The organism is Microbacterium sp. 1154 (assembly GCF_031455375.1).
Classification (GTDB): Bacteria; Actinomycetota; Actinomycetes; order Actinomycetales; family Microbacteriaceae; genus Microbacterium.
This window is the reverse complement of record NZ_JAVDSN010000003.1, coordinates 268,642-280,896: the sequence shown is the minus strand read 5'-3', so window position 1 is coordinate 280,896 and position 12,255 is coordinate 268,642. Positions and strand designations below refer to the sequence as shown.

Here is a 12,255-nt window from a genome sequence, read left to right as displayed (position 1 = left end):
GGTCTCCGTCGTCGCGGCGGTGCCAGCTTCCGGCGTCGCGCGGGCGACGCTCGCGCGACGGGTGCGCCCCGTACGATGGCCCCATGATCCGGGTGCGTGTCGTGGGAGTCGCCCTGGACCCCTCGCAGCAGCACGTGATCCTGCTGAAGCCCGTCGACACCGCGACCCACGGCGACCGGGTGCTGCCGGTGTGGATCGGTCCGCAAGAGGCCATGTCGATCCTCGTCGCGATCGAACGTACGGGCTCGCCGCGTCCCCTCGCGCACGACCTCATGACCGCGATGCTCGGCGAGCTGTCGGCATCCGTCGATCGCGTCGAGATCACCCACCTCGACGCGGGGACCTTCCACGCGCGGGTCGTGCTGAACACTCCGGCAGGTCCCCGCACCTTCGACTCGCGTCCCTCGGATGCCATCGCCCTCGCGGCACGCGCGGATGCGCCGATCCTCGTGGCGGACGCCGTCTTCGACGAGGCGGGTGTGCCCGACGAGGCCGTGGAGCTGGACGGCGGCGCCGACGAGGACCGGGTGGAGGAGTTCCGGCGGTTCCTGGACGACGTCGATCCCGAGGACTTCCAGGGCTAGCACCGATCCCGAGTGCCCCCGGACGCTCCTAGACTCGCGGAGGGGCCGCGTGCGGCGGCCGTGATCCACGACGAACGGGGAACCAATGCAACTCGCCATGGTCGGACTCGGACGAATGGGCGCCAACATCGTGCGCCGCCTCATGAGGGATGGTCACGACTGCGTCGTGTTCGACGTGAATCAGGATGCCGTGGCATCGCTGGTCGCCGAGGGCGCCACCGGGGCGACGAGCATCGCCGACCTGGCCTCGAAGCTCGAGAAGCCCCGCGCCGTGTGGCTCATGATCCCCGCCGGCCTCACCGGCAAGGTCGTCGACGAGGTCGCCGCCGTCCTCGAGCCGGGCGACATCATCATCGACGGCGGCAACTCGAACTACCGCGACGACGTACGCCGGGCGAAGAAGCTCGACGAGAGCGGCATCCACTATGTCGACGTGGGTACCAGCGGTGGCGTGTTCGGACTGGAGCGTGGCTACTGCCTCATGGTGGGCGGGCACGACGAGGCCGTCTCGCACCTCGAGCCCGTCCTGCGCACGATCGCGCCGGGCCCCGGAGAGGTCGAGCGCACGCCCGGTCGCACCGGCGACTACACGACCGAGGAGCGCGGGTACCTGCACACCGGCCCCTCCGGCTCGGGTCACTTCGTGAAGATGGTCCACAACGGCATCGAGTACGGCATCATGGCAGCCCTCGCCGAGGGCCTGAACGTGCTGAACAACGCCGACGCGGGCCTGCACCAGGGCGAGCACTCCGCCGAGGTCGCTCCTCTCGAGGAGCCCGAGTTCTACCAGTTCGACATCGACACGGCCCGCGTCACCGAGCTCTGGCGCCGCGGCTCGGTCATCTCGTCGTGGCTGCTCGACCTCACCGCCGCGGCTCTCGCGCAGAACCCCACGCTCGACGGGTTGGCCGGCCGCGTGTCCGACTCCGGCGAGGGGCGTTGGACCGTCAAGGCCGCTGTCGACACGGGCGTTCCGGTGCCCGTGCTGGCCGCCTCGCTGTTCGAGCGCTTCGCCTCGCGTGGCGAGGACCATTTCGCCAACCAGGTGCTCTCGGCGATGCGTCTGCAGTTTGGCGGGCACCAGGAGCTGCCCGCGGGCGATGTGCTCGAGGCCGGTCAGAAGAAGGCCGAGAGCGGTCGCGACTGACCCTCGCGCTATCGCCCCCGCCGCCGGTCATCGGACCGGCGGCGGGGGCGTCGTCGTTCGTCCGCGGCGCCCCGGGGGAGACTAGAGGGATGAGCAGTACCGATTCCCCGTCGCCCGCTGACCGCTACGTCGTCGCCACCGACGGCGCCTGCAAGGGCAATCCCGGGCCGGCGGGATGGGCCTGGGTCGGCGAAGACGGACACTGGGCGGCCGGGTCGATCCCCGAGGGCACGAACAACATCGGCGAACTGCTCGGGTTGCTGTACGCCATCACCGACCATTCCGACGTGCGCGAGCTCGTCGTGCAGGCCGACTCCAAATACGCCATCGACACCTACTCGAAGTGGATGGACGGCCATCGCCGCCGCGGCTGGGTGACCAGCGCGAAGAAGCCGGTCGCCAACCAGGGCATCCTCGAGGCGCTGATCGCGGCGCGCGACGCGCGGCGCGAGGCGGGGCTGCCCGACGTGGTCCTCGAACACGTGCGCGGCCACTCCGGTCACGTGCTCAACTCGTGGGCCGACGAGCGCGCCGTGCGCGCGTCGCAGCACGCCGCGAAGGGCGAGGAGCTCATCTGGACCTCGCTGCGCGGTCTCGACACGCTCGAGGTCTCGTCGGCTCCGCCACGCTCGGCGGCCGACCGCAACGGGCGCTAGCCGGCCAACACTTCCGCCTCCTCGTCGAGGGTCAGGCCCGCGCGTCGGGGGCGGTCGAGACCCCGTGCGGCTTCGTCCTCGAGTGTGCGCCGCATCGTCTCGGCCAGCGGACGACGACGACCTCCCGATGCCACGAAGGCCGCGTCGCTGCGCCGTGCGAAGCCCCCCGCGCTCACGGGCAGCCACAGGGGGAGGGATCGCGGCCCTGCCCAGTAGGCGACGCCCCGCGCGGTCAGGGTGTCGTCGTCGACGGCGACCGTCTCGCCCGGAACGGCCGCCGCGTCGCGCGCTGCCGCCAGCACCGCCGCCAGGGGCAGCTCCTCGCCGACCGCGTTGATCGGGCCCGTGACGCCCGTGCGTCCGGCGTGCTCGATCCACGCGGCGAGATCGTCGACGTCGATCGCCTGGGCGTGGCGACCGCTGGTCTCCGGCGCGAGCACGCGACCGCCGCGGGCGAAGCGCGCCGGCCAGTAGCCGAAGCGGTCGCTGGGGTCGCCCGGCCCCACGATCAGCCCCGCCCGGGCGAGGAGCGCTCGGTCGCCCAGTCGCGCCGAGGTGAGTCGTTCGGCGTGCACCTTGGCATCCGCGTACTGGTCGAGGTCGCTCGGCTCGACGAGCTCCGCCGACTCGTCGGCGAACGGAATGTCGGAGCGGGCATAGACCGAGACGCTCGACACGAGGGTCCAGTGCGCGGCCCGGTCGGCGAGGGCGTCGAGGGCGGATGCCACGAACCCCGCGTCCCACGAGAGTTCGACCACCTCGTCCCAGTCGCGTTGCACGCGCGCGTAGGCGTCGGGGACGCCTCGGTCGGCACGGATCAACCGGGCACCCGGTGCCGTCTCGCCGGACTCGCCGCGGGCGAGGCAGGTGACCTCGGCCCCCTGCGCGAGGGCGTGCGCCGCGAGGGCGCGGCCGAGCCACGCGGTGCCGCCGAGGATGAGGACCTGTCGCATGCGGGCCAGCCAATCATCCGCGGCCGGGGAGAGCGAGGGGGTTCGCGGACGGCGGACGGGGCCACGGGCGTTCATCGCCTCGCGCGAGAGGGCACGGAGCGCTTCGGTTGCGCCGGGGATTCCCTCGACGGCTTCGAATCGATAAGAAGAGACATGACCGACTCCCCGGGGGCCCCCTCTCTCATCCAGCAGCGGATGGCGCTGACGCGGACGCGGAACCTCGCGGTGTTGGCCACCGTGGGGATGGTTTTCACCCTCTCGGCGCAGATCGCGAGGCTCATCGGCGCGAACGAGAAGACCCTCTGGCTCTGGATGGGGGTCATCGTCTTCATCGGCTTGACGTGCATCGCGGCGGCCTCGGTTTCGAGGGCGGTCCGGGCGATCCGGGCGTTCGAAGCGGAGAACGGCAGAGACGCCGGGCGACAGAAGCCCCCGCATTCGCGCTGACCTTCTCGTCCACAGCGGCGTGCGCGCCGCTCGCCATCCCCAGATTGCACATTCATAGCGATTGCGGCATGAGCGGTCCGCTACCTTCTCCGCCACGGCATATGCCCCCGCCAGGGGGCCCGACGAAGGGGTGGGAAAGATGACGGATGGACACGCTCAGCAGGTGCTCGGTCGCCCGACCGGGGCGTTCGTAGGAGCCTCGTGGGTAGCGCTCGGGCTCGGCGCCTCGGTCTACTTCATCGGCCTGTACAACGCGCACATGACGCTCGCCGAGAAGGGCTTCTACCTCTCGGTCTTCCTGCTCGGTCTCTTCGCCGCCATCTCGGTGCAGAAGGCCGTCCGCGACCGTGCGGAAGACATCCCCGTCACCGGCGCGTACCTCGGGGTCGCCTGGGGCATGCTTCTCGTCGCGCTCGCTCTCATGGCGGTCGGCCTCTGGAACGCCGAGCTGCTGCTGTCCGAGAAGGGCTTCTACGGCATCGGCTTCGCGATGAGCCTCTTCGCCGTCGTAGCGGTGCAGAAGAACGTGCGCGACCTCGCGGCGTTCCGGAACCTCCACCCCGACAGTGCGCCGGCGGAGTACACCGCCTTCCCGGCGAACGGGTGACGCCTCAGCCGACCGGCGTCCCCTGGTGGAACAGGCACCGCGGCGTGGGGTCGCATCGCCAGAGGGACGACCGGCGGCTGACGCGGTTCTCGAAGCGCAACAGGTAGGTCAGAAGAACCGTGTCGGGGCCGACCAGCCGGTTCTCGCGCTCCTCGATACGGGGTGAGCGATCGGTTCCCGGCTCTTCCCGGAGAGCGGCGACGATCTCGTTTCGCGTCCACCGACGGCCGGACTGGCCGACCTCGATGAATGCGGGGTCGAGCAACCGGTTCAGCTCGCGAGGGCTCGAGCGCACCGCCGGATGCAGAAGCGTCTCTTCGGCCGACCAGGCCGTGGCGATGAGGGCGTCGGCATCCAGAGCCCTCCCGTGGATGACGTAGAACCGCTGGATGCCGGCGGTCTCGCGTCCCCACGTGCTCGCGGCGACGCGGCGCTGATGTGCGTCGAAAGCCGCTTCATCGACGAAGCGCTCCCGCACGCTCCAGACGCCGTCGGTCCCGGTGGGGGTGACGTCGAACGCGAGACACCCGGGCTCGGCGCGGGTCAGCGAGATGTGCTCGGCGAGGTGGGCCCGGACGCGCTCCGCTTCGCCGGGGTCGGCGCAGCGCAGCTCGCCGCGCAGGATCACCTCGGGGCCGCGCGGCACGGGTGTCGTGTCGCCGCTTTCCCAGTCGCGACGCAGGACGCTGTAGGCGAGGGATGCCATGGGGTCGCCGCCCTCGACGGGCCAGCCGTCGCGGTAATGCGCCTCGAGCACCCAGCCGCACCGTTCGAAGACCCGCCGCATGGCGACGTTGTCCTCGCGAGTCTGGCCCTCGAAGCGGATGACGCCGGGGTGGTGCGAGAAGACACGCTCCGTCGCGAGGTGCAGGGCTTCGGAACCACGGCCGCGACCGCGGGTGCCCTCGGCGAGCCGCAGATCGACCGTCGCGGTGGCGTCTTGCAGGTCTTCCAGCCGGATCACCCCGACGCGGCCGTCCGTCTCGTCGTCGATCCAGAAGGTCTCTACGTCGTCGCCGTCCCAGGAGCCCGCGCGAATGTCGTTCTCGACCTGCGCGACCGTCGGACGCGCGCGCACGTGGAACGGAAAAACGTTCGAGATGAGGAACGCCGTCAGCGCGGCGCGGTCGTCTGCGCCGGAGAGGTCGACGCGCGTCAGAGAAATGCCCACCCGCCCACCGTAGACATGACCGCCCAGCGGGGTCGGATCGAGGCGTGGGTACGCTGGAGAGCCGTCCCCGACACCGGCCCGCCCCGAAGGAGAACCCCATCGCCGCTTCGCCCCCTGCGACGAGGATCCGCTCGCTCCGCACCGCTTCCCTCGCCACCGCCGGCCTCGGTGCCGCGATCACGATGGGCACGCTGGGGTCGTGGTGGGCGTCGCTCATCCTCCTGGTCGCCACGGCGGGAGCGGTTCTGGTGATCTGGCGCACCGACGGCGCCCTCGCGGGGCCCCGCGCGGCCCTGCCGGTGCTGGCCGTCGTGGTGGTGCTGACGGTCGCTTCGATCCTCGGCGTCGCGGGCCTTCTGCCGACCGGCTGGGTGTGGGCGTCTCTCGGTGCCTATGCCGTCGCGTGGGGCGAGTACCTCGTGTCGCAGACGATCGCTCGCTCGAGGGGTCTCACCGGCTACCGGTAAGCGCTGACCGCAGCTCGAGGCACACGAGCCCCGGACGGTCATCCCACGACGGCACGATCTCGAAGCCCGCAGCGAGGTACATCCGCAGTGCGGGCTCGCGCCACTCCCAGACCGACAGGCGCACGGGTCGCACGGCTGCGCCGAGCGCAGCCGTCAGCAGCGCGGAGCCCACGCCTCGACCGCGGGCGCGGGGGTCGGTCCAGAACCGCGAGAGCTCTGTGCCGAGCGGGGTGACCGTCGACACGACGAGGCCCACGTCTTCCCCGTCGAGAGCGGCGACGTGGACCCGGCGCCTCGCGAAAGCGGTCGCGGGGTCGTCGATCTCGCCCGCGTAGCGGTCGGGAAACGTGTCGGCGGCGAGCCCGCGCTCGGCCTTCTCGGCCTCCGTCTGGCGCAGGTACGCTCCGACGAGAGCGCCGACGGCCGCGGTGTCCCGCGGGAACACGGCGGAACGGACGGAGAGGCTCACCCCCTCACCGTAGATGCGCCGAACGGACCCCGACGCCGGGGCATCGGCATCCGGATTCGCTCGAGGTGTCGCTCAGACCGTCGCGAGCGTCGACTGCCAGCCGAGGGCGGGAGCGACGTGCTTCGCGAAGTTCTCGACGAGGCGGAGGTTGAACTCCACGCCCATCTGCGAGGGGATCGTCAGCATGAGCGTGTCGGCGCTCATCACGGCGGCGTCGTTCTGCAGCTGCTCGACGAGCTTGTCGGGGGTGGCCGCGTACGTCTTGCCGAAGGTCGAGCGCATGCCGTCGATCACGCCGATCTGGTCGCTGCCGGCCGAGCCGCCGAAGTACATCTCGTCTTCGGCCGTGACGATCGGGAAGATGCTGCGGCTGACCGAGGTGCGCGGTTCGCCCTCGTGGCCGGCCTCGCGCCACGCGGCGCGGAAGGCGTCGAGCTGCTGTGCCTGCAGGAGATCGAAGGGCGTTCCGTCGGCCTCGGTGAGCAGCGTCGACGACATGAGGTTCACGCCGATGCGCCCGGCCCATTCGGCGGTCGCCGTGGTGCCGGCGCCCCACCAGATGCGCTTGCGGAGCCCCGGGGAGTGCGGCTCGATGCGCTGCAGACCCGTGCCGCCCCCGAAGGGGCTCATGGGGTCGCGCTCGGCGAGACCCTCGCCGTCGATCGCGCGCAGGAACAGGTCGAAGTGCTCGCGGGCGATGTCGCCGCCGCGCGGGTCCTCGGAGCCGGTGTAGCCGAAGGCCTCGTAGCCACGGACCACCGTCTCGGGTGACCCACGGCTGACGCCGAGCGCGAGGCGGTTGGCGCTGATGAGGTCGACGGATGCCGCCTCCTCGGCGAGCATGAGCGGGTTCTCGTACCGCATGTCGATGACGCCGGTGCCGACCTCGATGCGCGAGGTGCGTGCGGCAATCGCGGCGAGCAGCGGCATGGGGGCCGCCTGCTGGCGCGCGAAGTGGTGCACGCGGAACGAGACGCCGTTGACGCCGAGGTCGTCCATGCCCTGGGCGAGGTCGATCGCCTGGAGCATCGAGTCGCCGGCGGTCAACTGACGACCACCGCCGAGGGGGCCGTAGTGGCCGAAGGAGAGTGTGCCGAAGGAGCGCATACGCGATGCAACGCCCGGCGCGGCGATCTATTCCCGCGCATGTACCGAGAGCCGACCCCGACGCCCGGCGGGTGTGGAACCATTCAGGACATGGACGACGACGTGCGCGAGGAGTTGCGTCTGCTGCGCGCACGGGCCTACGGACCGGAAGCCGACATCGCCGATGACCCCGTCGCCGTCTCGCGTCTGCGCGACCTCGAAGAGCTCGAGCGCGAGGACCGGCTTTCCACGGCTCCGCGAACGCCGCCGGGCCCGCCCGAGGAGTCCGGCGACCCGGCCGAGTCCGCCCAGGACGACGAGGAGGAGATCCGTCGCGAGCGCCCTCCCCTCGTGCGCTCGAAGCGCCGCCTCTGGGTATGGGCGATCTCGCTGGCGGTGGTCGCCGCCCTCGCCAGCGCGGCAACCGCGGTGAGCGTGTCCTTCGTGCCCGTGACGGCGACGGCGGGAGCGCCCCAGGTCGACACCCTCGTGCCCGATCCCGACTCGGCTGTTCCCGCGGTCTTCGGCCAGCGCACCGGCGCCGAGCGCGGATATCAGGACTACTACGGCATCGCCGCGTTCACGGGGCGGGCTCCCACGGACGCAACCGACAACCGCAACCCCTGCCTCTATCTGCTGGACGCTGACGAGAGGGGCGCCGACGACACCCGCGGCTTCAGCGGCAACTTCGTGTACGGCGGCTGCGGAGCCGGGGTCTTCCCCGCCACCGTGCAGTTCGTCGTCGCCGACGGCATGCCCGACGCCTTCATCCAGCGGTTCCCCATCGGCACGAGCGTGCAGTTCGTCTTCGACGGCGAGAACGTCGGCGTCTTCAGTGACCGCGGGTGAGGACGCCCCACTGCGCCTGTCGACGGCTCCGGTGGCCCCGTGAATGAGAGGGTGGGGGAGTGACCCCCCTCCTCGAGAACGTCCCCGTCGGCGCCGATCCGGATGCCGTGTACCTGGGCTTCGTCGAGTGGGCGGCCTCGCGCGGGCTCACCCTCTACCCCGCTCAGGACGAAGCGGTGATCGAGATCGTGTCGGGCGCGAACGTGATCCTGTCCACCCCGACCGGCACGGGCAAGTCGCTCGTCGCGGTGGCCGCGCACGCGGCATCCCTCGCCCGGGGCGGACGCACCTATTACACGGCGCCGATCAAGGCGCTGGTGAGCGAGAAATTCTTCGCGCTCGTCGAGATCTTCGGAGCCGAGAACGTCGGCATGGTCACCGGCGACTCCTCGGTCAACGCCGACGCCCCGATCGTGTGCTGCACGGCCGAGATCCTCGCGAACCTCGCCCTGCGCCGGGGCGCGGATGCGGACGTCGACCAGGTCGTGATGGACGAGTTCCACTACTACGGCGAGGCCGACCGCGGCTGGGCGTGGCAGGTGCCGCTGCTGCTGCTCACGCGCGCGCAGTTCATCCTCATGTCGGCCACCCTCGGCGACGTCGAGAACATCGCCGAGGACCTCTCGCGGCGCACCGGACGCCCGACCGCGCGGGTGACCGGCGTCGAGCGTCCGGTGCCGCTGCATTTCGAGTACGCGCGCACGCCCGTCCATGAGACGGTGCAGGAGCTGCTCGACACGAAGCAAGCCCCCATCTACGTCGTGCACTTCTCTCAGGCCGCCGCCATGGAGCGGGCGCAGGCGCTGTCGTCGATCCGGATCATCACGCGCGAGCAGCGCGACGAGATCGCTGAGGCCATCGGCGGTTTCCGCTTCACGACCGGCTTCGGCAAGACGCTGTCGCGCTACGTGCGGGCGGGCATCGGCGTGCACCACGCCGGCATGCTCCCGCGGTACCGGCGGCTCGTCGAGACCCTCGCCCAGCGGGGGCTCCTGCGGGTCATCTGCGGTACCGACACTCTCGGCGTCGGTATCAACGTGCCCATCCGCACGGTTCTGATGACGGCGCTGACCAAGTACGACGGCACGCGCATGCGACAGCTCTCGGCACGCGAGTTCCATCAGATCGCGGGGCGCGCGGGCCGCGCCGGGTACGACACGGCGGGGACGGTCGTCGTCATGGCGCCCGACCACGAGATCGAGAACGCCGCCCAGATCCTCAAGGCCGGCGATGACCTGAAGAAGCAGAAGAAGATCGTCCGCAAGAAGGCGCCGCAGGGGTTCGTCAACTGGACCGAGCAGAGCTACGACCGCCTCGTCGCGGCCGAGCCCGAACCGCTCGTTCCGCAGATGAAGCTCTCGGCCGCGATGCTCATCAACGTCATCGCCCGCGGAGGCGACGTCTTCGCGAACGTCCGCTCCCTCGTCTTCGACAACCACGAGCCCCGTGCCCGCCAGTACGAGCTCGCCCGGCGTGCCCTCGCGATCTTCCGCACCCTCGTTCAGGCCGGTGTCGTCGAGGCCGGGGCCGACGGCATCCGGCTCACCGTCGATCTGCAGCCGAACTTCGCGCTGAACCAGCCGCTGTCGCCGTTCGCGCTCGCCGCGATCGAGATGCTCGACCCCGAGGTCGAGCTCGGACGGGGGCCGGATGCCGCGCCTCCGGCGTCATCGGTCGGCACCGGGCACTACGCGCTCGACGTCGTCAGCGTCATCGAGGCGACGCTCGACGACCCGCGGCCGATCCTGTCGCAGCAGCAGTTCCGCGCCCGCGGGGAGGCGGTCGCGGCGATGAAGCGCGAGGGCATCGAGTACGACGAGCGCATGGAGCTGCTCGAAGAGATCACGTGGCCGAAGCCGCTCGACGAGCTGCTCGCGCAGGCGTACGAGGTGTTCGCGTCGAGCCAGCCGTGGATCCGCGACTTCGAGCTGTCGCCCAAGTCGGTCGTCCGCGACATGTTCGAGCGCGCGTGCTCGTTCGGCGAGTACGTGTCGCTGTACCAGCTGGCCCGCAGCGAGGGCCTCGTGCTGCGGTACCTCAGCGACGCGTACCGCGCCATCCGTCAGACGGTGCCGGTCGACGCGCAGACCCCGGACCTGCTCGACCTCATCGCCTGGCTGGGCGAACTGGTGCGGCAGGTCGACTCGAGCCTCGTCGACGAGTGGGAGCAGCTCATCAACCCGGCCGACGACCCGGATGCTCCGGTGGTGCCGCCCGCGCCGCCGTCGATCCTGACGAATCGGCGTGCGTTCGTCGTGCTCGTGCGCAACGAGATGTTCCGGCGCGTGCAGCTCGCCGCGCTCCAGCGCGACGAGGAACTGGTCGAGCTCGACCCCGACGTGGACTGGCCCGAGGTGCTCGACCGCTACTTCGATGAGCACGACGAGATCCGCACCGGGGGAGCGGCGCGTTCGTCTTCTCTCGTCGTCATCGACGAGACGTCGGCCGCCGAGGGCGTGTGGCGGGTCGAGCAGATCATCGACGACCCCGCCGGCGACCACGACTGGCGTATCCGCGCGGAGGTCGACCTCGCGGCCTCCGAGGAGGAGGGCACGGCTATCGTGCGAGTCACGGAGGTGCTGCGGCTCTGACGGCTCCTCCCCGGGGCGGTCCGGGTGAAGTTCTGCACCGGTTTGCCTGCGGGGATGGTTCACCGTCCTGCGCGTGACGTACATTCGACGCATCCGCGAATCAGGAAGGACCGCCCGTGAACCTCGATATCGTGCAAGCGCTCATCGCCCTCGCCGCGTTCTTCCTCACGTTCGCTGTCGCCATCCTCGGTGGAATGAAATGGATGCTGACCAGGTTGGAGCGGCGCACAGACGAGCGTTTCGATCGTGTGGATCGACGCTTCGATCGCCTTGAAGCGAGCACCGACGAACGGTTCGCCGACGTCGACCGACGGTTCGCCGAGGTGGGTGCGACCCTCATGGACGTCAAGATCGCGTTGGCCCGCCTCGAAGGCCCGCACCCGCCGTTCCTCATCGCGCGCGGCTGAGCCGTCGCGCGGACCTGAGCCGTGGCGCGGACGGCACCACCGCACGAACGACGGATGCCGAGGCCCTGAGGCCCCGGCATCCGGTGTGTTCTGCGGTGATTACGACTTGCGGGCGACGCGGTTCTCGGCGCTGACCATCCAGGACAGCTGCTCGAGGCGCTCGAGGATCGAGTGCAGGATGTCGGCGCTGGTGGGGTCTTCGTCGTCGACGTCGTCGTGCACGTCGCGGACGGTGCCCACCGTGGCGTCGATGCGCTCGGTGATGAGGTCGACCACCTCGGCCGTGTCGACCTCGCCCTGGGGGAACTCGGGCAGGGTCGTGGTCTCGGCGATGGTGTCGCTGCGGCCGTCGGGCAGCGCGTGCAGCGAACGCATGCGCTCGGCGATCGTGTCGCTGAACTCACGGGCGGCGTCGATGATCTCGTCGAGCTGCAGGTGCGTGTCGCGGAAGTTCTTGCCGACGACGTTCCAGTGGGCCTGCTTGCCCTGGATCGACAGCTCGATCAGGTCGACGAGTACCGCCTGGAGGCTGTCGGTCAGCTTCTCCGACGCCTGGAAGCCCTTCTCGGCGTTCTGCTCGTCGGTGGTCTCGGGACCGCTGCCGCCGCGGGCCGGGCGACGACGGTTCTTGGTGGGGGCGTCCTTCGTGGTGGTGGACATGCGCATTCCTTTCACTTGCGGTCGGTAGCGACGTTAGGCGGGTCCTCGATGGCGGCGGCGGGGGTTGCGAGGGCGCGTGCGGCGAGGTAGCCCGGTCCCGCCGCGGCCCGTCTCCGTAGCCGCTCGGCATCCAAACGACAACCCCGGCTTGTCGGTCGGGC

14 protein-coding genes are annotated in these 12,255 nt (G+C 70.6%); 9 read left to right on the top strand and 5 right to left on the bottom strand.

Going from position 1 to position 12,255, the window contains the following annotated elements:
• Positions 1 to 83 precede the first annotated feature (83 nt).
• The 3 genes from J2X55_RS13070 to J2X55_RS13060 all read left to right on the top strand — a co-directional run bounded on the left by J2X55_RS13070 (position 84) and on the right by J2X55_RS13060 (position 2,387).
• A complete protein-coding gene (locus J2X55_RS13070) occupies positions 84 to 584 on the top strand; it encodes a bifunctional nuclease family protein (RefSeq protein WP_115919371.1) in 501 nt (166 codons plus the stop codon).
• Positions 585 to 669: 85 nt separating this feature from the next.
• A complete protein-coding gene (gene gnd / locus J2X55_RS13065; RefSeq protein WP_115919369.1) occupies positions 670 to 1,731 on the top strand; it encodes a phosphogluconate dehydrogenase (NAD(+)-dependent, decarboxylating) in 1,062 nt (353 codons plus the stop codon).
• 89 nt (positions 1,732 to 1,820) lie between these two features.
• Positions 1,821 to 2,387: a ribonuclease H gene (locus J2X55_RS13060; protein WP_115919367.1), complete on the top strand. Its 567-nt coding sequence runs from the start codon at positions 1,821 to 1,823 to the stop codon at positions 2,385 to 2,387.
• Here J2X55_RS13060 and J2X55_RS13055 read toward each other — a convergent pair.
• Positions 2,384 to 3,340: an NAD-dependent epimerase/dehydratase family protein gene (locus J2X55_RS13055; RefSeq protein WP_309823919.1), complete on the bottom strand. Its 957-nt coding sequence runs from the start codon at positions 3,338 to 3,340 to the stop codon at positions 2,384 to 2,386. The two genes, J2X55_RS13060 and J2X55_RS13055, sit on opposite strands and share 4 nt — an antisense overlap.
• A 153-nt stretch (positions 3,341 to 3,493) precedes the next feature.
• Between J2X55_RS13055 and J2X55_RS13050 the strand changes: the two genes are divergently transcribed.
• Together J2X55_RS13050 and yiaA are read left to right on the top strand one after the other, a co-directional pair.
• Positions 3,494 to 3,787, top strand: a complete 294-nt coding sequence (locus tag J2X55_RS13050) for a hypothetical protein (RefSeq protein WP_309823916.1) — start codon at positions 3,494 to 3,496, stop codon at positions 3,785 to 3,787.
• A 139-nt stretch (positions 3,788 to 3,926) separates the two neighbouring features.
• Positions 3,927 to 4,394, top strand: coding sequence for an inner membrane protein YiaA (yiaA, locus tag J2X55_RS13045; RefSeq protein WP_115919363.1), 468 nt, complete (start codon positions 3,927 to 3,929; stop codon positions 4,392 to 4,394).
• Positions 4,395 to 4,398: 4 nt separating this feature from the next.
• Here the strand turns inward: yiaA and J2X55_RS13040 are convergent, their stop codons facing one another.
• Positions 4,399 to 5,565: a GNAT family N-acetyltransferase gene (locus J2X55_RS13040; protein ID WP_309823915.1), complete on the bottom strand. Its 1,167-nt coding sequence runs from the start codon at positions 5,563 to 5,565 to the stop codon at positions 4,399 to 4,401.
• A 44-nt stretch (positions 5,566 to 5,609) separates the two neighbouring features.
• On the opposite strand from J2X55_RS13040, the gene J2X55_RS13035 reads away from it, so the two are divergent.
• Entirely contained in the window at positions 5,610 to 6,032 is a 423-nt protein-coding gene (locus J2X55_RS13035) for a hypothetical protein (RefSeq protein WP_115919359.1), read from the top strand.
• On the opposite strand, the gene J2X55_RS13030 is transcribed toward J2X55_RS13035, so the two are convergent.
• Positions 6,016 to 6,501 carry a GNAT family N-acetyltransferase gene (locus J2X55_RS13030; protein ID WP_309823913.1) on the bottom strand — a complete coding sequence of 162 codons (486 nt, stop codon included), beginning with the start codon at positions 6,499 to 6,501 and terminating at the stop codon, positions 6,016 to 6,018. The two genes, J2X55_RS13035 and J2X55_RS13030, sit on opposite strands and share 17 nt — an antisense overlap.
• Positions 6,502 to 6,573: 72 nt before the next feature.
• Positions 6,574 to 7,608, bottom strand: a complete 1,035-nt coding sequence (locus tag J2X55_RS13025) for an LLM class flavin-dependent oxidoreductase (RefSeq protein ID WP_210112119.1) — start codon at positions 7,606 to 7,608, stop codon at positions 6,574 to 6,576.
• Between the two features lie 90 nt (positions 7,609 to 7,698).
• Between J2X55_RS13025 and J2X55_RS13020 the strand changes: the two genes are divergently transcribed.
• The 3 genes from J2X55_RS13020 (at position 7,699) to J2X55_RS13010 (ending at position 11,434) form a co-directional block, all read left to right on the top strand.
• Positions 7,699 to 8,436 carry a hypothetical protein gene (locus J2X55_RS13020; protein ID WP_309823911.1) on the top strand — a complete coding sequence of 246 codons (738 nt, stop codon included), beginning with the start codon at positions 7,699 to 7,701 and terminating at the stop codon, positions 8,434 to 8,436.
• Positions 8,437 to 8,495: 59 nt separating this feature from the next.
• Positions 8,496 to 11,027 (top strand): DUF3516 domain-containing protein, encoded by a 2,532-nt coding sequence (locus tag J2X55_RS13015; protein ID WP_309823909.1) that lies wholly within the window; start codon positions 8,496 to 8,498, stop codon positions 11,025 to 11,027.
• A 116-nt stretch (positions 11,028 to 11,143) separates the two neighbouring features.
• Positions 11,144 to 11,434, top strand: a complete 291-nt coding sequence (locus J2X55_RS13010) for a hypothetical protein (RefSeq protein WP_115919351.1) — start codon at positions 11,144 to 11,146, stop codon at positions 11,432 to 11,434.
• A 99-nt stretch (positions 11,435 to 11,533) separates the two neighbouring features.
• Here J2X55_RS13010 and J2X55_RS13005 read toward each other — a convergent pair whose 3' ends face one another.
• Positions 11,534 to 12,094, bottom strand: a complete 561-nt coding sequence (locus tag J2X55_RS13005) for a Dps family protein (protein WP_115919349.1) — start codon at positions 12,092 to 12,094, stop codon at positions 11,534 to 11,536.
• Positions 12,095 to 12,255: the final 161 nt, after the last annotated feature.